The 21,600-nt window shown below is 45.0% G+C and carries 19 protein-coding genes and 1 riboswitch; of the genes, 10 read left to right on the forward strand and 9 right to left on the reverse strand.

The window, feature by feature from the left end:
• Positions 1-150: 150 nt before the first annotated feature.
• The gene (locus tag ACED53_RS08540; protein ID WP_009848333.1) at positions 151-633 is read right to left on the reverse strand and encodes a type IV pilin protein; all 483 of its coding nucleotides are present in this window, start codon (positions 631-633) and stop codon (positions 151-153) included.
• Positions 634-684: 51 nt separating this feature from the next.
• Here ACED53_RS08540 and ACED53_RS08545 point away from each other — a divergent pair, with 51 nt between their 5' ends.
• From ACED53_RS08545 to tadA, 7 genes are all read left to right on the forward strand, one after another.
• Positions 685-1,191: a GspH/FimT family pseudopilin gene (locus ACED53_RS08545; protein ID WP_017101925.1), complete on the forward strand. Its 507-nt coding sequence runs from the start codon at positions 685-687 to the stop codon at positions 1,189-1,191.
• The gene (locus tag ACED53_RS08550; RefSeq protein WP_009848335.1) at positions 1,172-1,804 is read left to right on the forward strand and encodes a PilW family protein; all 633 of its coding nucleotides are present in this window, start codon (positions 1,172-1,174) and stop codon (positions 1,802-1,804) included. The genes ACED53_RS08545 and ACED53_RS08550 overlap by 20 nt, the downstream gene beginning before the upstream one ends.
• Positions 1,801-3,111 carry a hypothetical protein gene (locus tag ACED53_RS08555; protein WP_017101926.1) on the forward strand — a complete coding sequence of 437 codons (1,311 nt, stop codon included), beginning with the start codon at positions 1,801-1,803 and terminating at the stop codon, positions 3,109-3,111. Before ACED53_RS08550 ends, ACED53_RS08555 begins: the two co-directional genes overlap by 4 nt.
• Positions 3,101-3,550: a prepilin-type N-terminal cleavage/methylation domain-containing protein gene (locus tag ACED53_RS08560; RefSeq protein WP_017101927.1), complete on the forward strand. Its 450-nt coding sequence runs from the start codon at positions 3,101-3,103 to the stop codon at positions 3,548-3,550. The genes ACED53_RS08555 and ACED53_RS08560 overlap by 11 nt, the downstream gene beginning before the upstream one ends.
• 297 nt (positions 3,551-3,847) lie before the next feature.
• Positions 3,848-5,410: an AbgT family transporter gene (locus ACED53_RS08565; protein ID WP_012603342.1), complete on the forward strand. Its 1,563-nt coding sequence runs from the start codon at positions 3,848-3,850 to the stop codon at positions 5,408-5,410.
• Between the two features lie 231 nt (positions 5,411-5,641).
• Positions 5,642-6,931, forward strand: coding sequence for a hemolysin family protein (locus tag ACED53_RS08570; protein WP_012603343.1), 1,290 nt, complete (start codon positions 5,642-5,644; stop codon positions 6,929-6,931).
• 76 nt (positions 6,932-7,007) lie between these two features.
• Complete coding sequence (tadA, locus tag ACED53_RS08575; RefSeq protein ID WP_017101928.1) at positions 7,008-7,646, forward strand: tRNA adenosine(34) deaminase TadA; 639 nt, start codon at positions 7,008-7,010, stop codon at positions 7,644-7,646.
• 61 nt (positions 7,647-7,707) lie between these two features.
• Here the strand turns inward: tadA and ACED53_RS08580 are convergent, their stop codons facing one another.
• Both ACED53_RS08580 and mltF read right to left on the reverse strand, forming a co-directional pair.
• Positions 7,708-7,842 (reverse strand): hypothetical protein, encoded by a 135-nt coding sequence (locus tag ACED53_RS08580; RefSeq protein WP_010438952.1) that lies wholly within the window; start codon positions 7,840-7,842, stop codon positions 7,708-7,710.
• A 292-nt stretch (positions 7,843-8,134) separates the two neighbouring features.
• Positions 8,135-9,703 (reverse strand): membrane-bound lytic murein transglycosylase MltF, encoded by a 1,569-nt coding sequence (gene mltF, locus ACED53_RS08585; protein ID WP_032499474.1) that lies wholly within the window; start codon positions 9,701-9,703, stop codon positions 8,135-8,137.
• A gap of 329 nt (positions 9,704-10,032) precedes the next feature.
• Between mltF and purL the strand changes: the two genes are divergently transcribed.
• Positions 10,033-13,944: a phosphoribosylformylglycinamidine synthase gene (gene purL, locus ACED53_RS08590; protein WP_017101930.1), complete on the forward strand. Its 3,912-nt coding sequence runs from the start codon at positions 10,033-10,035 to the stop codon at positions 13,942-13,944.
• Between the two features lie 253 nt (positions 13,945-14,197).
• Positions 14,198-14,731: a DUF3332 domain-containing protein gene (locus tag ACED53_RS08595; RefSeq protein ID WP_017101931.1), complete on the forward strand. Its 534-nt coding sequence runs from the start codon at positions 14,198-14,200 to the stop codon at positions 14,729-14,731.
• 118 nt (positions 14,732-14,849) lie between these two features.
• Here the strand turns inward: ACED53_RS08595 and dapD are convergent, their stop codons facing one another.
• The 6 genes from dapD to ACED53_RS08625 all read right to left on the reverse strand — a co-directional run bounded on the left by dapD (position 14,850) and on the right by ACED53_RS08625 (position 20,434).
• A complete protein-coding gene (gene dapD, locus ACED53_RS08600; RefSeq protein WP_017101890.1) occupies positions 14,850-15,881 on the reverse strand; it encodes a 2,3,4,5-tetrahydropyridine-2,6-dicarboxylate N-succinyltransferase in 1,032 nt (343 codons plus the stop codon).
• A gap of 264 nt (positions 15,882-16,145) precedes the next feature.
• Complete coding sequence (locus tag ACED53_RS08605) at positions 16,146-16,787, reverse strand: MarC family protein (protein ID WP_017101891.1); 642 nt, start codon at positions 16,785-16,787, stop codon at positions 16,146-16,148.
• 229 nt (positions 16,788-17,016) lie between these two features.
• On the reverse strand, positions 17,017-18,006 hold the full coding sequence (locus ACED53_RS08610; RefSeq protein WP_017098031.1) for a GGGtGRT protein: 990 nt from the start codon (positions 18,004-18,006) through the stop codon (positions 17,017-17,019).
• A 23-nt stretch (positions 18,007-18,029) separates the two neighbouring features.
• Positions 18,030-18,722 (reverse strand): iron-sulfur cluster assembly scaffold protein, encoded by a 693-nt coding sequence (locus tag ACED53_RS08615; RefSeq protein WP_009848349.1) that lies wholly within the window; start codon positions 18,720-18,722, stop codon positions 18,030-18,032.
• Between the two features lie 194 nt (positions 18,723-18,916).
• Positions 18,917-19,000, reverse strand: a riboswitch (Fluoride riboswitch).
• A 154-nt stretch (positions 19,001-19,154) separates the two neighbouring features.
• Positions 19,155-19,448 carry a YebG family protein gene (locus ACED53_RS08620; protein WP_004735185.1) on the reverse strand — a complete coding sequence of 98 codons (294 nt, stop codon included), beginning with the start codon at positions 19,446-19,448 and terminating at the stop codon, positions 19,155-19,157.
• Positions 19,449-19,537: 89 nt separating this feature from the next.
• On the reverse strand, positions 19,538-20,434 hold the full coding sequence (locus ACED53_RS08625) for a LysR family transcriptional regulator (protein ID WP_017101892.1): 897 nt from the start codon (positions 20,432-20,434) through the stop codon (positions 19,538-19,540).
• Positions 20,435-20,640: 206 nt separating this feature from the next.
• Here ACED53_RS08625 and ACED53_RS08630 point away from each other — a divergent pair, with 206 nt between their 5' ends.
• Positions 20,641-21,591, forward strand: a complete 951-nt coding sequence (locus ACED53_RS08630; protein WP_102580015.1) for a TDT family transporter — start codon at positions 20,641-20,643, stop codon at positions 21,589-21,591.
• Positions 21,592-21,600 lie beyond the last annotated feature (9 nt).

Below are 21,600 nucleotides of genomic sequence, written 5' to 3' on the forward strand. Positions count from 1 at the left end.
GACAGCTCGGAAGGATCCTTCAACCGATCACTTTGGCTTTAACTGATCGGCATTAGCTCATGTAGCAGGTTTTTTTGTGTCTGAAGATAGTGTTTTCAAAGTGATGTTATACCTTTGGCTTCAGATTTTACGCGGTTCCTGATTTCTACATTACTTCCAACACGCTTGAGGCTCTGAAACACCTGAGTGATGTAGCTCCAGAATATCAGTCGGTGAGTCTAAGCAGTCATCATTTGTCTGTGGTGCGTGTGGTTCAGCTTGAATGGAGTATGAGGTACTGCTAGCCGAAATTGTTAGTGTATACCTGCTTGTATCGGTATCGCAAAACGAGCACGTCCCTCCAGAAACTATGTTTCCAGCAGCCGTGGCATAATTTCCGGCGTAAGCACTCTCAAGTTCAAGTTGGATTTTTGCCATATCTCCTATCGCTGTCATTCGATGCGATTTTAAAACATGGCTTGTGTAGCTTGGATAAGCTATTGCACTGAGTACTCCTACAATGGCAACAGCGATCAATAATTCGATCAGTGTCATTCCTTTCATACTTAAATTGTTGTTGTTACATCTTTTTATTCGAATCTTCACGAGTAGTTTCCTTTCATAACCCTGTCCATTTTTCTCGGGTGGTAGCATCGGTGCAAGATTAAATATGCTTACGCACCTGATTACATAGGAATTTGGGAAATGACTCGCGGGTTTACTTTATTAGAGCTGTTAATAACGGTGTCGATACTGTCGATATTGGTAGCGACGGCTGCTCCGAGTTTTAGTTCAGTCACCCAAACAGTCAAGATCCAGCGCCTTGCTGGGGAGTTGAATGGTTTCTTAGTACAGGCAAAGTCTGAGTCTGTGAAAAGAAATCAAAAACTCTGGGTACATTTTTCGACGGTTAAAAATGAAGAGCAATCTACGGGGGAGTGGACAGTATGGTTGAAGCCTACGGAAGATCTGTCTGGTGATACATTGCTGATGTTGTCGGGAGAACCGTTTCGAGATTTATCGTTTTCTCATAACTATACAGGCTCAAAAATCAGCTTTGAAAGTGTAAGAGGAAGGCCTGCCAGAGGTACGATTTACTTGGCTCCTAAAAGTGCTTCAACCGACCGGCTTTTGATTAAACTATCTAGCCCTCCGGGGCGAATTAAAGTGTGCGGCGAATCAGGCGATCAGTATGGTTACTATGCTTGCTAAGGCCCGCAGTAGAAGCTTGCGAAAGCAAAAGGGCGCATCTCTCATTGAACTGATGGTCACCTCCGTTATTGGTGTATTCGCGATTGCTATTATCGGCAGCGTATTTATGACGGGGCACAGAATAGCCAAAGATAAAGGCATTGAGCTATTGCTGCTGCAAAACCTTACGAGCACGATGCAGGTAATGAAAGAAGATATTCAACGAGCAGGCTACGATGGTTCAAATGGTGAATCCCTGAAGCTATTAGATGCCGTTAATACGATTCATGTTAGCGGTGGTGTTGAGGTGGGGTTCGTCTATTTGAAAGAAGGATCAACTGACGGAAAAAATTACAGGAATATCGTGTATAAAAAGGAGGGGACTCGATTGAAAGTTTGTGAAAAGGGCGTTCTTACTCCAGGGAACATTTTAGCCCATGATCAAGTTACCTCATGCTACTCACTTTTCGACGATAGCATTATTTCCGTCGACGATTTATCAATATCCTCACAAGTGTTGAGCAAAAATGGGGTGAGCACTACGCTCACTGATTTGAATATTGTTGCGTCAATTCCGAGTGCTGGGATCTCTAAAGGCGTCGCTATAACCGTTAAGCAAAGGAATTGGCAATGACCTCGGTAAAGCAGCAAGCTGGAGCGGCTACGTTGTTAATCACATCTGTTTTAGTGTTGAGTGCTTTAATTGTTACTTTGGGCACCTATCGCAGCGTTTTTCATCAAATTAAGGTCGCGCAGAATGAAGTTCAAGTCCGCAAAGCTCATTGGAACGCCGAGGCTGGGTTGGAGTGTGGTTTTACCTATATAGCTGAAAATGATCTCACGGCAATTCCCAATGATTTAATGAATCACTGTCAGCAGTCGAAAGTCCTTACGTTGAAATCAGATAACCTAACACCGAATATATTGGTGTCGAGTGCTCACTATTTATCTCTCAACAAAGAGATAAGTTTTAACAATTCGTCGGGGCTAGGGGCGATGCAAACCAATTCGAGTTTGGAGTTTATTTCTGATCACAATATCGATATTACCCCAGATATTAGTCTTACTGCGGTCGGTGGTATTAACGAATGTGTGTCTGTTCGGTTCTTAGATAGTGTGATCTATAAAAACCAAGGCGGCGGGCGTCTGAAGACAATCACACCTACGGGCGGTCTCCCTCCTTTTCCTACCTTTGAGTCTTGCCAACCGACAACCGATATTAACCGCAATGCAACCATTGATTCAGTTGGGTCATTGCCTTCAAATGCTTTTCAATCAGATTTCAAATTTGACCCAGCCATCGATACTTTCTCTAATTACTTTGGGGTATCTAAAACGCCAGAAAATATTGACCAGATTAAGCGTGATTATCATGTGATTGACCTCATTGACAGGACTGTATCTCCCCCCAAGCACATTGATTTAGTCAATGGGAAGTATCAAGGTAATAAGTGTAGCCAAGCGATTAATCATGCCTTTACTAGTGGCAAAGATAAGGTGTGGGTGATCGGTGATTGCGTGGTCTATCACCCACCAATTAATGTGGTAGAACCTATCCCCGGTGTTATTACTCCACGTTCATTAGTGATTCAAGATGGCATCGTTGCGAACGGTAATGCAAGTGTGTTTGATGGTTCCTTTTATCACCTAAATGATATGAGCATATACGACGAACCAGCCTCCCCTGATGTTGATACGGACCTATTGAGCGGCTTATGGGCCAAAGTTCCAAATACGATATCTATCGCCGGCTTAGTGCAGAACAATTCGGTTTATATTGGATTTGCTTCTTTTTTTCCCAAGGGAGGGATGTTCTTTGATTCAGTTGGCGGGTTATCGACAATTCAAGGTTCGATTAACTTAGATTACACAGGCGAATACAACCCCCATAGTGTTCCTTTGAAAGCCAAATGGAAAAAGGGATCATGGAATGACTTATAAACATTCAGGTTTTAGCTTGATAGAGGTCCTGATCTCTTTTCTATTGATCGGTATCGCTTCGCTAGGGTTGGTTAAGCTACAGGTCTATGCAGAACAAAAATCGGATTACGCGTTGCACAGTGTAGAAGCGCTTCATTTTGCTGAAAGGCAGATGGAGTATTATCGAACTCGTGTATCGGATGTGGGGGGAGCTGTAGGGTTAATCCTTTTTACGGATCTCAATCAAGCGGACTACTGTCGCAATGCGACAAGTTCGGATCCTTTATCTGGTTTGTCGGGCTCTGGGTATACGATGAGCTGTGAGGTGACAAATGCCAGTGGTGCCTTGTCTCACGCTTTGAAAAACATTACGGTGACTGTTGCATGGCGAGATCGCATGAACCGTGCGCAAAGCATTCGCCTCGAAACTATGCTCTCCAAATACAGTGAGTTTGATTGATCTATTAAGCAAACGTTTACTGCATGCCAAGCCCTACGCTTCTCCTTTACTGATAGTTTTCACTCCTCGGACATTGTTTACGTGCCAGTTAAAACTCTGTATATGGAATGGTGTTTTTTGTGTTTTTATATTGTTGCTGTTGTACAGTATTTTTGCAAAATATGTCTCCATTTATGGAAAATGATGTGGAACCTTGTGCTTTTTAACAGCGACTTTAATAGAATATGTGCTGTACCAATAGGCCATGGTCAAAACTTATATTAGGCCTAAACAAACAACATCACATATGGAGTTACAATGAGTAACCAAGCCGTAAAAAAAGCACCATCGACTGAGAAGATCAGTGGTATGGACCGCTTTCTAAACTTCATTGAACGCGCCGGCAACAAAATTCCAGATCCAGCAATTCTGTTCTTCTGGGCTCTAGTTATTGTATGGGTAGCATCTGCACTTTTATCGAATCTTTCATTCGACTTAATCAACCCTCAAACGGGTGCTGCTCTTGAAGTAAACAACCTACTTACTGGTGAAGCGCTTGCTAGCTTCCTAGCGAATATGGTTACCACGTTCACAGGCTTCGCACCGCTAGGCATCGTACTTGTTGCTATGCTAGGTGTTGGCGTTGCTGACTCTTCAGGCTTCATTACGACTGGCCTTAAGAAGATGCTTAACTTCACGCCAGCTAAGCTACTAACGCCAATGCTAATTCTTGTTGCTATCGTGTCTCACACAGCAGCAGATGCAGGTTACGTTCTAGTAATCCCTCTTGGCGGTATCATCTTCCACGCAGCGGGTCGTCACCCTCTAGCGGGTATTGCAGCAGCGTTTGCTGGTGTATCAGGTGGTTTCTCAGCGAACTTCATTCCTTCAGGTATTGATCCGCTACTCGCAGGTTTCACTCAAACAGCGGCAAACGTTCTTGACCCTGCATACGTGATCAACCCTCTAGCGAACATCTTTTTTACTGGTTTGTCTTCAATTCTAATTGTGGCAATTGGTTGGTACGTTACAGAGAAAATCATCGAGCCTCGTCTTGCTAATACGCCTGTCGATGAAGATGCAGAACAAGCACCTGATCTAGGTACGTTTACAGCCATTGAATCTAAAGCATTCAAATTCGCTGGTTGGGCAATGGTTGCCGGTATTGGTCTGCTTATCGCGGCTCTAATGCCTGAAAACTCAGCACTTCGTTCACCAGAAGGCGAACTAACGGCGTTCTCAGCACCAGTAATGAAGTCTATCGTTCCTCTGATCTTCATCCTGTTTATTATTCCGGGTATCGTCTACGGCCGTGTAGCGGGTACCTTCAAGAATAGTAATGATGTTATCAAAGCAATGTCTGAGACGATGGCAACGATGGGCGCATACATTGTAATGTCGTTCTTCTGTGCTCAGTTCCTATCAGCATTTGCTCAATCAAACATCGGTACTATGCTGGCGCTTTACGGTGCTGAAGGCTTGAAAGCAATGGATCTTCCTGGTGAAGCAACGGTTGTTGGTATGATTCTACTAACGGCTTCAGTTAACCTTCTTGTAGGTTCAGCTTCAGCAAAGTGGGCTCTTATTGGTCCTATCTTAGTTCCTATGTTAATGGTTGTGGGTATCTCTCCTGAGCTATCTCAAGCGGCTTACCGTGTAGGCGATTCAGTGTCTAACATCATCTCTCCACTGATGGTGTTCTTCCCACTGGTTGTTGTTTACTGTCAACGTTACGTTAAGTCGACAGGTATCGGTACTCTAGCTTCTCTAATGATGCCATTCTCGATTGCTATGCTAATCGGTTGGTCTATCTTCTTGCTAGGTTACTGGGCTCTTGGTATCCCGCTAGGTATCCAAGCTCCTTACACTTACACAATGTAAGATTGAACTAAGCAAAATTAAGCTTTATTCATTGCTAAGCCCGCACCGAAATGTGCGGGCTTTTTTTTGCTATTTTTTTCTGTTTTTTTTATCCAATATTTTTATAGCCAAGACTTTTTATATCCCAAACTTTCTATATCCAAAACTTTTTATATTCAAAATAAAGGCACTCAGCTTATACTCCGGATTACGGCTAATTGTTGGCCGGTAAATTTAGGAAATCCAAGCCACATGAAGATTCTGCTTTTAGTAGGGTTAATTGTTTTAAATGGTCTGTTTGCCATGTCAGAGATTGCACTGGTAGCAGCAAAGAATAGTCGGCTGAAACGCTTAGCCGAAAAACATCGCTCCGCTCAGGTTGCTCTTGAGCTCAAAGAAAATCCAACCCGCTTCCTTTCAACCATTCAAATCGGTATTACGGTAATCGGCCTACTCAGCGGTATTGTGGGTGAGGCGACGCTTTCTGCTCCACTGGCCGTTCAACTTGAACTGTGGGGACTCGATCCAACACAAGCGAATATCCTGTCTACCACGGTAGTCGTTGTGGGTATTACTTACTTCGCGATTGTTGTAGGTGAGCTAGTGCCAAAACGTTTTGCTCAATCTCAAGCTGAAAACATTGCTGTGCTAGTCGCGCTGCCTATCTTCTGGTTATCTAAAATTGCGACGCCGTTTGTGTTTGCGTTGTCTGCTTCTACGGAAGGTATTCTCAAGTTAATGGGACGTGGTGGCGAAGAAGACAGTGTGACGGAAGATGATATTCATGCACTCGTGAAAGAAGGCTCGGAATCTGGTGTGATTGAACGTGGCGAGCAAGAGATGATTCGCAATATCTTACAGCTTGATGACCGTTTGGTGAGCTCGTTGATGACGCCACGTCGAGACGTCGACTTTCTGGATATTAGCCAACCGGTTGAGCAGATATTTAAAAAGCTGCGCAGTTCAAAGCATAGTGTGTTTCCATTGTGCCAAGACCACCTAAATAAAGTGGTCGGTACGGTGTCAGCCAAAGCCTTATTGAATCAGGCGGGCAATTTAAATATTCAAGTGATCATGGGGCTATCTCGCTCTCCGATCTATGTTCCAGAATCGATGAAGGCTTTACGTCTGCTTGGCTATTTTAAAGAGTCGGGTACAGAGATGGCATTCATTGTTGATGAATATGGCGATGTTCAAGGCCTTGTGACTCATTACGATATCCTAGAGGCGATTGCTGGTGAGTTATCGAACAACCCTAAAGATCTTTGGACAGAGCAAGTGGAAGATGGATTGCTGGTGGATGGATTGATTCCTATCAGTGAACTGAAAAACCGCTTAGAGCTGTCGGATTTTGAGGGTGAAAGCGAGAGCTTCCAAACGTTGAATGGCCTAGTGACTTGGTTAATAGGGCGCTTACCTGATGCAGGTGAAGTTGTTCAATACCAGCAGTGGCAGTTTGAAGTTATCTCTGTTGAGAACAATCGCATTGTGAGTATCAAAGCGACGCAAATAGCCGATGACATAGAAGGCGCCAATAGCTAGCGATCCGCCTAATCAGTAAGCGGCGATTGTTCATTGCCTCTTATCTCTTTATTGTTCATTATCACGAAGATTAGGTATGCTTCACCGCATACCTATTTTCGTTTTTATCCTTTGTTTTCTGGAGATCCCTTTGTCAGACCATCAATTCAGCCCTCAAGATGAAATCTTCATGCGACGCGCCATCGAGGTAGCTAAGCAAGCAGAAAAAGAGGGAGAGGTTCCCGTTGGTGCTGTTCTAGTGAAAGATGGGGAGGTTATCTCTGAAGGATGGAACCGCTCGATTGGCTGCCACGATGCAACCGCACATGCAGAAATCGAAACCTTGCGTAAAGCAGGTCAAGCCTTGGAAAACTATCGCTTACTTGATACCACCTTGTATGTCACCTTAGAACCGTGCCCAATGTGCGCGGGTGCCTTATTACACAGCCGAGTAAAGCGCATTGTGTTTGGTGCTCCAGACTTAAAAGCGGGTGCGGCGGGTACGGTATTGAATCTCTTTGAAAGCCAAGCCTCATACCACTATGCCGATGTTGAGCATGGTTTGTTAGAGGAAGAGTGTCGTGAACAATTACAGGCGTTTTTTAAGCGCCGTAGAAAAGAGATCAAAGAGAAGCGAAAGCTTGAGCGTTTGCAGGAAGAGCAGCGTTTAGAATCTGACAAGGCAAGTAATAAGAATAAGGTCAGTAACAAGAACAAGGTCTGTAACAAAAAATAGCAGCGATCTTTCGGCACTCTCAATCATAAGAGTGTCAAGCAAACTTAGTTGGTCATTACTTTTACTCAGCAATCATCTGCATGAAAGCACGGTTGCGCCAAATGATCTTCTTCTTATTATTTGAAAGCATACGCTTACGCCGGTTGGCAGCAACGGTCTTATCAAGGCGTTTCGATTTCAGTTTGTTCTTCATCATTTCAACGATTTCCTATTTGTCGTCTGGCTTTGTAAGTATGACTTCAGTTTTAATTATAGTGGTTATTTGCTTATAAGCTTTGCCACGAACTTAGCGTTGGCTTTCTGAACCACTATCGTGATGGCTAAGAGCTGAATGCAACAGAGCATTATGTCGCTTATGGTGTGACGTTATAAAGTTCGATTGTTACTGCAATATGACACTCTGGATATCGCAGGCGTTTTGTTTGTTTTGGTCATTTATCGTGATGCAATAAAAAAGAGCAATGCTAAATGGCATTGCTCTTTTTCTTTTACTTGGAAGACTCAGCGTCGTTCACTGCGGATTCAGCCTCACTGATTGTTGATTCAGCATCTGAAACCTCTAGAGGTGGGATAACTACCAAACCTTCAAGGCTCGCTTCTTCCTCTTTATTACGCTTATTTACATGGCCAATAATGCTCTGATAATAACGGCGAATGTTCTCAACGTAATTCCTTGCTTCATCACCACGCGCATACCCGTAACGAGTTTTGCTGTAGTACTTCTTCTGTCTTAGCAGAGGAAGCCTGTCTTTCACATCACCCCAAGCATCAGGATCACCGCCTTGTGCTTTGGTTAAGCGACGAGCATCCATCATGTGCCCGTAACCTACGTTATATGAGGCAAGCGCAAACCAGATCTTCTCGTGTTGGGTGATTGAATCTGGTACTCGATTCACGATACGACGCAGGTATTCAACACCGCCTTGTACCGACTGTTTCGGATCGAGACGATTGGTTACACCAACGCTCTTCGCCGTAGGCAGTGTCAGCATCATCATGCCTCGAACACCGGTTGGAGAGCGTGCGACAGGATTCCAGTGTGACTCTTGGTATGCTAAAGCGGCAATCAAGCGCCAGTCAAATTCTTGAGAATATTTCTGAAATAGCGGCGACCATTTTGGCAGCTTGCTATCCAATGCGCGGATAAATGCACGAGTATCAACGTAATCAAAAGTGCCGATATGGCCGATGTATTTTTCTTCCAGTGAAGCCAGTTCACCAGACTGTTTTAGGTTACCAAAGAACTCAATCAGTAATGCATAAAGGCTTTCATCTTCAGATTTCTGTAAATACCAAGAGATAGGTTGGTCTTCTGTCAGCTCAAATGCCAAAGCGACGTCTGGGTACAAACGCTGTGCGAGTGACAACTCAATCGAGTCCGCAACAGTAAACAAGCGTTCACCAGTAGAGACTTCTTTTAGCAGGTCATTGATGTCAGCATTACCTATTGCATCGTAGATAAAGTCATCGTGCTTGTTCTGGATCTGTTTTAGCGTTGGCTCAAAATGTGAGTCCTTCACTACCACCAAAGATGGCGTCAATGTTTCGGTAGATGCCGGCTCTTCTGATTCAGTTTGTGCTTTTACGAAATCAGCTTGACGCTTATTCTCGAACTTGATCAGTTGTTGAAGGTTTCTTGGGCGCCACTGTCCTTTTCTATACACCACTTGCTGGCTTACATAGTAATAGGCGGGCGCAGCGCGATAAGCGCGTGTCAGGTTATTGTTTTGCGTTAACCCTGTCGCGATAAGATCGATCTCGCCTTTCTTTAAGGCTGGAAAGAGGCCGGATAAACGGTAAGCGGGTTTAATCTCAAGCTGTACACCAAGCTCCTGCGCAAATTCACGAGCTAACTCGTAATCCAAACCAGCAGGGCCATCGGGACCAATGTAATAAGAGAGTTGGTTATTTAGGGTGCCGACGCGAAGAACGCCTCGCTCTCGTATCTGCTCAAGGACACTTTTAGGTTCTGACTCAATCTGGCATCCAGCCAACCCAACTAGGGCAATGGCAAGCAGAAGGAACTTAGACGAAAAGATGAGCGTAAATTTAGGCATCAAAATGAAATCTCGAAAAGTGGAAGCCCCTTTATACCAAACCCCGCAAGGCTGGCAAAGCAGGTTTATTTAAACAGTTGTAAAAGTGCTGATAAATGCAGCAAAAGTACCATTTACGCATAAAGATAAAAAAAATAACGCAAACGGTTGCTTTTGGTGTTACGTCACAAAAAGAAATGCTTTATAATGCGCTCGCATTGAAGAGGTGGAATCGGCATAGGTTTGGCAACCTTCGGGAATAGCTTCGAAGAAAACAGTTAGGTTGTTCCTATAACCCACTGAATTTATTCCAATACTACCTTAATCAACTGCATAAGAGACCTAAGCACATGAGAATTTTGCGTGGCTCCCCAGCTCTATCTGAGTTTCGTGTTAACAAGCTTTTAGAGCTTTGTCGTGAATTAAGCTTACCTGTAACAGGTATTTACGCTGAGTTTGCCCACTTTGCTGATCTAACGGCAGACCTAGATGAGTCTGAAGTTGAGAAGCTAGAAAAGCTACTGACTTACGGTCCAACGATTGAAGAGCATGAACCTGAAGGTTTACTGCTGCTTGCAACGCCACGCCCGGGCACTATCTCGCCTTGGTCTTCAAAATCAACAGATATCGCACACAACTGCGGACTGGCTAAAGTGTCACGTCTAGAGCGCGGTACTGCTTTCTACATTGAAACCTCTTCCGAACTTTCTGAACTTCAACTTGTTGAGCTGAAAGCCATTCTGCACGACCGTATGATGGAAGTGGTTTTCACTGACTTCGAATCAGCGGCGGCACTGTTCACTGTTGCTGAGCCTGCTCCTTATGCGGAAGTTGACCTACTAACTGGCGGACGTAAAGCGCTTGAAGAAGCAAACGTTACCTTAGGTCTTGCGCTAGCAGAAGATGAAATTGATTACCTTCTTGAAAGCTTCACTGAGAAGCTAGGTCGTAACCCGACTGACATCGAACTCATGATGTTTGCACAAGCGAACTCAGAGCATTGTCGTCACAAGATCTTTAACGCTGATTGGACTATCGATGGCGTTAAGCAAGAAAAATCATTGTTCAAGATGATTAAGAACACCTTTGAAACGACACCAGAGCACGTTCTGTCTGCTTATAAAGATAACGCAGCGGTAATGACAGGTTCTGAAGTGGGTCGTTTCTTCCCAGATCCAGAAACTCGCCAGTACAACTACCACCAAGAAAAAACACATATCTTGATGAAAGTTGAAACGCACAACCACCCTACAGCAATCTCTCCATGGCCGGGTGCATCAACAGGTTCAGGCGGTGAAATCCGCGATGAAGGCGCAACTGGTATTGGCGGTAAGCCAAAAGCGGGTCTGGTTGCTTTCTCCGTATCTAACTTGAAAATTCCGAACTTCGTTCAACCTTGGGAAACTGACTTTGGTAAGCCGAGCCGTATCGTTACTGCTTTGGATATCATGCTTGAAGGCCCTCTTGGTGGCGCAGCATTCAACAACGAATTTGGTCGTCCAAACCTATTAGGTTACTTCCGTACTTACGAAGAGAAAGTAAACTCTCACGCAGGTGAAGAAGTACGTGGTTACCACAAGCCAATCATGCTGGCTGGTGGTCTAGGTAACATTCGTGATGATCATGTTCAGAAGAAAGAGATCCCAGTAGGTGCAAGCCTAATCGTTCTTGGCGGTCCAGCAATGAATATCGGCCTTGGTGGCGGTGCTGCATCTTCAATGGATTCTGGTTCTTCTTCTGAAGACTTAGATTTTGCTTCTGTACAACGTGAAAACCCAGAGATGGAGCGTCGTTGTCAGGAAGTTATCGACCGTTGTTGGCAGCTTGGTGATGCGAACCCAATCGCATTTATCCACGATGTGGGCGCGGGCGGTATCTCGAATGCACTTCCTGAGCTAGTAGACGACGGCGAGCGTGGCGGTATCTTTAACCTACGTGACGTGCCAAACGATGAGCCGGGCATGAGCCCACTTGAGATCTGGTGTAACGAATCTCAAGAGCGTTATGTAATGGCGGTTGCTGATAAAGACATGGCAACATTCGATGCGATTTGTAAACGTGAACGTGCACCGTACGCAGTGGTTGGTAAAGCAACTGAAGAACGAGATCTGAAATTAGAAGATTCACACTTCGACAACACGCCAATCGACATGCCAATGGACATCCTATTAGGTAAAACACCTAAGATGCACCGTGACGCGAAAACGCTAAAAGCAAACAACCCTGCGATTGACCGTTCTGGCATCGAGATGAACGAAGCGGTTGACCGTGTTCTTCGCTTGCCAACAGTCGCTGAGAAAACATTCCTTATCACCATCGGTGACCGCTCGGTAACAGGCCTTGTAGCTCGTGACCAAATGGTTGGTCCATGGCAGGTTCCTGTTGCTAACTGCGCAGTAACAGCGGCAAGCTACGACTCTTACCACGGTGAGGCTATGTCTCTTGGTGAGCGTACGCCAGTGGCACTACTAGATTTCGGCGCGTCAGCTCGTCTAGCGGTTGGTGAAGCAATTACTAACATCGCAGCGACCAACATCGGCGATATCAAACACATTAAACTGTCGGCTAACTGGATGTCTCCAGCAGGTCACCCAGGTGAAGATGCAGGTCTTTACGAAGCGGTTAAAGCGGTTGGTGAAGAACTATGTCCAGCTCTGGGTCTAACTATCCCAGTGGGTAAAGACTCAATGTCGATGAAGACTAAGTGGGAAGAGAACGGCGAGCAGAAAGAAGTCACATCTCCGCTATCTCTTGTTATCACTGCGTTCGCACGTGTTGAAGATGTTCGTAAGACAATCACTCCTCAACTGCGTACTGACAAAGGTAATACAAGCCTAGTTCTTATCGACCTAGGTAACGGCAAAAACCGTATGGGTGCGACAGCACTTGCACAGGTTTACAAGCAGCTTGGTGATAAGCCAGCAGACGTAGACAACGCAGCGCAACTAAAAGGTTTCTACGAAGGCGTTCAAGCACTTGTAGCGAACGACCAAGTTGTCGCTTACCACGATAAAGGCGATGGTGGTCTATTCGTAACGCTAGCTGAAATGGCGTTCGCAGGTCACTGTGGTGTTAACGCTGATATTGCGGCGTTAGGCGAAGATACGCTTGCGGCACTATTCAACGAAGAGCTAGGTGCTGTAATCCAAGTTCGCAACGATGACCTAGACGCAGTACTTGCTACTCTTGCAGCAAACGGTCTAGAAGCGTGTTCACACGTAATCGGTTCTGTTGAAGCCTCTGATGAGCTAGTGATTAAGTCTGGCGAGTCTGTAGTGATTGAACGTAACCGTACTGAACTACGTACTATCTGGGCTGAGACGACGCATAAAATGCAAGGTCTACGTGATAACCCAATGTGTGCTGACCAAGAGCACGAAGCGAAGAAAGACAACTCAGACCCAGGTCTGAACGTGAAACTGAGCTTTGACGTAAACGAAGACATCGCAGCACCATTCATCAACGCTCCTATGATAAATAAGGGTGCTAAGCCTAAAATGGCGATTCTACGTGAGCAGGGTGTTAACTCTCACGTTGAAATGGCAGCCGCATTTGACCGTGCAGGCTTCGAAGCAACTGATATTCACATGAGCGACATCCTAACGGGTCAAGCGGTACTGGAAGAGTACAACGGCCTTGTGGCTTGTGGTGGTTTCTCTTACGGTGACGTACTAGGCGCTGGTGAAGGTTGGGCTAAGTCGGTTCTGTTTAACGACTCTACGCGTGACCAGTTTGAAAACTTCTTCAAGCGTGAAGATACCTTCTCTCTAGGTGTGTGTAACGGTTGTCAGATGCTGTCTAACCTGCGCGAGCTAATCCCTGGTGCTGAGTACTGGCCACGTTTCGTTCGCAACGAATCTGAGCGTTTTGAAGCACGTTTCAGCCTAGTTGAAGTTCAGAAGTCTGATTCTGTATTCTTCAACGGCATGGAAGGGTCTCGTATGCCAATCGCAGTTTCTCACGGTGAAGGCCGCGTAGAAGTACGTGACAACGATCACCTAAACGCGATTGAAAACTCAGGTACAGTTGCTCTACGTTACGTTGATAACAACGGTAACCAAACGCAGCAATACCCGAACAACCCGAACGGTTCGCCAAACGCTATCACTGGTTTAACGACGACAGATGGCCGTGTGACTATCATGATGCCGCACCCAGAGCGTGTATTCCGTACGGTTGCAAACTCTTGGTCTCCGGAAGGTTGGGGCGAGAATGGCGCTTGGATGCGTATGTTCCAAAACGCACGTAAGAATGTGGGTTAATCACTTTCTTACTAGCCGCATTAATCTAGGCTAGGTTATGCAAAAATGAAAAGCGCAGATCGAAAGGTCTGCGCTTTTTTTATTTTCAAAATTTAGGAACCAGAGCGAAAAATTAACGTTTGCAGTTTGCTGTTCTAAAAATCTCCACTACGCTAAATGTTATGGAATCAATTTGTTAGGCCGTGAATTTCTGTATGTGTGCATGTTTGGCTATGCAAAAACTGAATCAATCATCGTGGCATAAGAGGGAACTATGAAAACAACAATCACAAAAGCCGTTGCAGTGGCAGCGATTGTCATGTCGTTAGCTGGGTGTGTCGGTAGTAACGCCGTTACTGGTAAATTAATGAAGTTCAACGTTGAGGTTGTAGATAACCGTTACGCTCGTGCAGGGGTCAACTTCTTGCTTGCTCCAGTTTACGCATTAACATTCGCAGCCGATTACATCGTATTTAACTCGATCGAATTCTGGGCGGGTAAAAACCCACTTACAGGCGCGCCCCACATCTTTGATAGCAAAGTCGATACCATGATTGATGTGAACGATAGCCTTGATGATTCACTGAAAGATGCACCACTTGGCTTCAATAATCGCCATATCGAACAAGGCGAAATGCAACAAATTGATGAAAATACCATTCGTATGGACATTACTTACAACGATGGTCAAAAAGCAGTACTGACAGGCATTCGTGATGGTGACAAGGTCAGCTACTACATGGATGGCACACTAGTTTCAGAGACTTCTATTCAAGCTCTTGAGCAGCTAGCCGCAGAGAAAGCATAACCTACTCTGATCTGCAGATATAAAAGAAAAGCCGTTGGATTTAACCCCAACGGCTTCGTACTTTTTAGCATTTAGCATTTAGCATTTAGCATTTAGCATTTAGCATTTAGCGCTTAGATTAGTTGTTGCTGTGTAGCTCGCTGTTTAGTTCAACAGCAGACTTGTTCGCAAGACATTCAATTTGGCCAGTGATTGAGTTACGACGGAACAGAAGATCAGAAACGCCAGCTAGATCGCGAGCTTTAATGATTTCTACCTCGTTGCCTTCTTTATCTAGCATGCGAACCTTAGTACCCGCAGTCACGTAAAGACCAGATTCAACCGTGCAACGGTCGCCCATAGGGAAGCCAAGACCCGCGTTTGCGCCTAGTAGGCAGTTTTCGCCGATAGAGATAACCATAGTACCGCCACCAGACAGAGTACCCATGATAGAAGCGCCGCCGCCAATGTCTGAACCGTTACCTACAACAACACCCGCAGAGATACGACCTTCAACCATGCTCACGCCAGTTGTACCAGCATTGAAGTTGATGAAACCTTCGTGCATTACTGTTGTGCCTTCACCCACATGTGCGCCAAGACGAACACGAGAAGTATCAGCAATACGAATACCTGTTGGTACTACGTAATCCACCATTTTAGGGAACTTGTCTACGCAATCTACAGATAGAGCGCGACCAGCTAGGCGAGCTTCGATTTGACGCTCAGCCAGCTCAGGAAGATCGATTGGACCTTCGTTAGTCCATGCGATGTTGTGCAGTAGACCGAAGATACCGTCTAGTACTGTACCGTGCGGTTGAACTAGGCGGTTAGAGATAAGTTGTAGCTTAAGGAAGCCTTCAGCAACCGATGCTGGCTTCTCGTCAGTCGCAAGAACAACAAGAACAAGTGGTTGCTCAGATGCTGCCGCTTTTTCTGCGAAAGATGCGTTAGCTGCATCATCGTTTGCTGCGAATGCCTTCGCCAGTTCTGCGCTTTGTGCAGCAGAGATTTCGATAGCTTGGTTGCCTTCAGAGTAACCTGATACTTCTGCCACAGCCGCTATAAGAGCGTCGCTTGGGTTTAGAAGTGGGTTAGGGAAGAACGCTTCAATGATTTTATTGTCGCGATTTTTGGTTGCCGTACCGAAGGCTAGTGAAAAGTAAGCCATGTTGAATCTCCATGTGTTGAGTCTTGATTTTGCTATTCCAAAACAACGGCTCGAATAACAAGCGCTGCCGTTAGCAAAGTTAATTTAATTGCGTTCATCATAAAGAGAGCGCCCTCGTTATGAAAGGGCGCATTGGGATAAAGTCTGTAAAATGATATTGCTTGTCTTTCTGGAGATAGTTTTCTGCAATGAGAAAATGATGCAATTCAACAAAATTTGATATCAAAGTTAGATAACCAACGTTCTTTAAATGAACAACACTCTTTAAATAAATAGCGCTTTATAAGCCTGCTCAATCCCTTCAATCAACATCTGCATACCGATAACGGCGAGTATTAAACCCATCATTCGGGTTATCACGTTCAATGCACTTGGTCCGACAGCTTTAACGAAGCGTTCGCCGAATACAAATAAGATATAGGTTAAGGTACATAGTAGGCCGAAAGCGACGATGGTTATGATGGTTTCATAGACCCCCTCGGTACTGGCAAAGTTCATCGCAGTGGCAATGGTGCCGGGGCCAGCGAGAATTGGCATTGCAAGTGGTGAGACGGCGATACTTAGAGCAGCGTCTTTCTGGGCGTCTGAGTTCACTTTCTCTTTTGCTTTGGCGTGTGTTGAATCACCTTGCAGCATGTGGAAACCAATCAAAAAGACCAAAATGCCGCCTGTGATGCGCAGTGCGTACAGCGTGATACCAAAGAGGTCAAAGATCAGTTTGCCAGAGAGTGCAAAAGTACTGACGATGATGAATGCGATAAACACTGAACGGAAAGCGATAGATTTAACGGTTTCCCTGTCATTGTCACCGGTTAATCCAAGAAAAATTGGCGTATTAGCTATTGGGTTCATGATGGCAAAAAAGCCCATGAACACGGTAATGGTATGAATGATGAGCTCTTTCATATTATTCCTTTGAAAAGATGTAGTTAAATACAAATGGTTTGTGTATTTAATCTTAGATATAAATAATTATTAGAAATAGATAGTAGAGTAAGTGTGAATAAAAAACAGCCAGCATAAGGCTGGCTGTTTGGTTTTAGTGATAGGTGTAGAGTTTTGGTCGTCTGTTATTGCTTGTTTCTCAGTTAACTGACTCTATTCTATGGATAGATCGTGGCGCTCAACGTTGTCGTTATGCGTTTTGAGATTCGCTTACTGCTACAGCCAATGCAACCGTCGCACCGACCATTGGGTTGTTACCCATACCGATGAAGCCCATCATTGCCACGTGAGCAGGGACAGAAGAGCTACCTGCGAACTGAGCATCAGCGTGCATTCTGCCCATGGTATCTGTCATGCCGTAAGACGCTGGGCCTGCTGCCACGTTATCTGGGTGCAATGTTCTACCTGTACCGCCGCCTGAAGCAACTGAGAAGTAAGGTAAACCTTGGCGAGTACGTTCTGCTTTGTAGATACCTGCAACAGGGTGTTGGAAGCGCGTTGGGTTAGTTGAGTTACCCGTAATACTCACATCCACTTCTTCTCTGTGCATGATTGCCACGCCTTCACGTACATCATCAGCGCCGTAACACAAGATCTCTCCGCGAGGGCCTTGTGAGAAGCGGCGGCGTTCTGTTTCAACAAGCTCACCTGTTTGGTAATCGTACTGAGTGCGAACATAGGTAAAACCATTGATGCGAGAAATTAAGTAAGCCGCATCTTTACCTAGACCATTGAGTATTACCTTCAATGGGTTGTGACGTGATTTGTTGACGTTGAGTGCGATTTTAATCGCACCTTCTGCAGCAGCAAAAGATTCATGGCCCGCAAGGAAAGCAAAGCAGTGACTCTCTTCATTGAGAAGACGTGCAGCCAATGCACCGTGGCCAATACCGACCTGGCGTTGCTCAGCAACACTGCCGGGTTTGGTGAATGCTTGAAGGCCTTCACCAATGATATTCGCTGCTTGTTCTGCGCTGGTGGCTTTGCGAAATAGCGCCAGTGCTGAACCAAGGATATAAGCATCGGCAGCGCTTTCAAAAGCGATAGGCTGGGTGTCCATCACCAAGGCTTTTGGATCAACGTTGTGGGCTTTGCAGTATTGGTTCGCTTGCTCTAAAGAGTCGAAGTTCATTTCTGCCAATACGCGAGTTACCGATTCATTAAATTGAGTGTTCATCATATCTTTCCTCTAAATTGGCAAAATTAGTGTTGGCGTGGGTTAATGGTGGTAACGGCTTCATCGAAGCGACCATAAGTCCCCGTCGCAAGGTCAGCAGCTTCATTAGCTGGCATGCCTTGGTTAATCGCCTTCATCATTTTGCCGAGGTTGAGATATTCGTAGCCAATCACTTCGCTGTGATCATCAAGTGCAAGCTTGGTCACGTAGCCTTCTGCAAGCTCTAGGTAACGAACGCCTTTCGCTGAGGTTGAATAGCTGGTGCCTACTTGGCTACGTTGTGTTTGACCTAAGTCTTCCAATGCTGCGCCAATTTCTAGGCCGCCTTCAGAGAATGCGGATTGAGTTCGACCGTAAACGAATTGCAGAAAGATTTCACGCATGGCTACGTTAATAGCGTCACACACCAAGTCAGTATTCAGAGCTTCAAGAATGGTTCTTCCTGTGAGGATTTCGGCTGCCATCGCGGCTGATTGAGTCATGCCTGAACAACCAATCGTTTCGATTAGCGCTTCTTCGATGATGCCGTTTTTTACGTTCAGCGTTAGTTTTGCTGCACCTTGTTGTGGTGCACAAGTGCCGACGCCATGGCTTAAACCAGAAATAGCGATGACATCTTTTGGACTAACCATAGCACCTTCAACTGGAATTGGAGCTGAAGTGTGAAGATCACCCCTTTGAATAGGGCACATTGATTGAATTTCTGAAGAGTAGTGCATAATGTTTTCTCACTGATAGAGCCATTTAAGACCTAGGGCGTTGAGAAAACAGGACGTGTTGGAAGAGGTGTGGCTAATTCACTACAGATCTTGAGTATCGATCATCCAAAGGTGTCATGAAGCTCGGTCTTAATAGACTAAGTCCATTCCAAAATGGAGGAGTAGCGATACATCCAACAGTATTACCTGTTTTCGATTCTGTAGGAGTCATTAGCACGGTTCAAAAGAACGGGCGGTTGAAGCAAAAGCTTAGGTGGAACCCCATCACCTGATGGCTATAGATTAGATCTTAATCACACTTTTGTGCAAGCGAATGTTTAGAGCGATTTCGACTATAAACAGAGTTCATTATATTTCGATAAGTATAAAAAAACGCCAATAACGAGCTCTGATTAGAGACATTATTGACGTTTTTTAGAAAACTTCAGCTAATTAAGCGGCATCTTCTTCTGCGTCTTCAACAGCTTCAAGCTTCTTTTCTTTTTTCGGAGCTGGTTTACGCTTAGCACCTAATGCGTAAAGAACTTCTTCTTTGTTCTTCGCTAGGTACATAGCAAGCTCTTCTTGCTTGCCTTCATCTTCAACTAAATCGCTTTTGCTTAATAGTTCAAAAAGCTCATCAGCCATATCCAGCATTTTGTCGTATGCGTCAGCTTCGGCTTTAGAGGTAAAAGTCATTTTCTCTTCTCCGTTGCGTTCGACCACGTACTTGACGATAACAGCCATGGTTAATCCTCTAAGTTTGATAAAATTTCACTGGCTTTTTATACAGTTTCTGATGTTAAAAGTCCAGTTGGAGCCCTAACAATGCGGCCTCAATCTTGATGTGTAGCCCAGTCTTCACAATAACTCATGAAAGATTTCAGCAGTGGGCTCTGGTATTTGTCTTTGTGAACCAGCATCCAGAATCGACGTTTCATGTCGAGTGGGACATCGAGTGCTTTCACTCGGCCTGAGTCAATTGCTCGTTGCGCAGCCAGCCGTGATAAACACGCGAATCCAAGATTGGCAGAAACTGAATTGATGATCGCCTCGGTGGTGTTGAGCTCAAAGGATTCATACCAATGTTCGATACGCGGTGCGACGGCACGAAGGAAAAACTCGCGAGTCCCTGAGCCTGATTCACGTAGAATCCAGTGACTATCTTCTAAATCGCTTAAAGTCACTTTTTCTTTTGAAACGAGAGGATGTTGATTACTAACAATAATACACATTTCATCGCTGCTAAACTGACTCGAAATGAGTTCAGGGTGTAATGTTTTTCCTTCAATTAGCGCGATATCAAGTTCATAATCCACCAACTTTTGGCAGATCAGCGCACTGTTTGAAATGAACAAGCTTTGATCCTGATGCTGAGTTAGCTCGCGAAAGCCAGACAGAATAAACGGTGCAACCTGATTACCAATTGTGTCACTCGCACCGACCTTTAGATTGCCACTTAAAGGCTGGTCGTCACGGAACAAAACATCAATACCAGCAGCACGATGTAATATCTCATCCGCCAAAGGAAGAAGCTTTTGTCCTTCTTGATTGAGAATTAATCGGTTGTTGACCCGGTCAAATAGAGAGTGGCCCAATTGTTTCTCCATCTCGCCCAGCGCCATGCTGACAGCAGCCTTAGACAAAAACAGTGCTTCCGATGCGGCGGTAAGCGTCGAATGTTGGGTAATGGTGACAAACACTTTGAGTTGTTTGATTGAAATATTAGCCATCAGGTTCCTAGTTTTACGCTGCTGGAGGAAAGGTATCGTTCAGTATTAATGAACACTTGTTATATATAATTGGATATTGTTTAACGAAGCGCAAGCGTATTATGGCTTCAACAAGCTGATGAGTTCACAAGTTTAGTGAATTAAGTTTAAGAGAGGCTGACATGATTCAATGTATTAAATATAGATTAACAGGAGCTCCAACACCCATGGCAGGGTTAGCACTCGCAATTGCAAGTTTAGGCTGGTGTTGGGATGGTGTTTTAGTCGCACAAGGTATTTTGCACACACCGGGTTTGGTGCAGTGGGTCAGTGCTGGTATTGCGGCTGTATTGCTTCTTGTTTTAGCTGTGAAATTTTTGATTCACGGCCACTTATTACGTGAAGACCTTGCTCACCCTGTTGTCGGCAGTGTTGTACCCACATTCGCAATGGGTTGTATGGTGGTGTCTGCTTCGTTGGCTCCGATCTCTCAATTCTTACAAGAAGCTGTGTGGCTCGCTTCGGTAGCGTTACATGTCGTGTTCTTGGTGAGCTTCTTATACCACAGAGCTAAAAACTTTGAGATTCACCACATGGTACCAAGCTGGTTTGTGCCACCAATCGGTATTATCGTGGCAGACGTTTCTTTTTCAGGTAACCCGATCTTAGAACCCGTTGCTCACGCGACTTTAGTCTTTGGTTTATTGGTTTATGCCGTAATGCTACCTCTTATGATCTACCGTTTGATCTTCTCTCATGAAGTGCCTGACGCAGCAAAACCAACCATTGCGATTATGGCGGCACCAGCAAGTCTATCTTTAGCTGGCTACCTAACGGTGACGGCAAATCCTTCGCCAGTGATCATTGGGTTACTCTTTGGCATTGCAGTGTTGATGACGTTTATTATCTACATCGCGTTTTTCAAACTACTTCGTCTGCCATTCAGCCCTGGCTATGCGGCGTTTACCTTCCCAATCGTGATTGGTGCAACGGCGCTATTCAAATTGGCGGCTTGGATGCAAGCACAAGGTATTGAAGCGCATTACATAAATCAAGTATTCGGTCTAGCGTATCTAGAATTGATTGTGGCAACGTTTGTGGTGGGTTATGTGGCGGTTCGTTATTACATGAATTACAAACCTCACCGTGTTCTAAGCGCGGTAGGCAGTAAATTGTAAGAAGCAATA

The organism is Vibrio sp. 1F169 (assembly GCF_041439605.1).
GTDB classification, from domain to species: domain Bacteria; phylum Pseudomonadota; class Gammaproteobacteria; order Enterobacterales; family Vibrionaceae; genus Vibrio; species Vibrio tasmaniensis_A.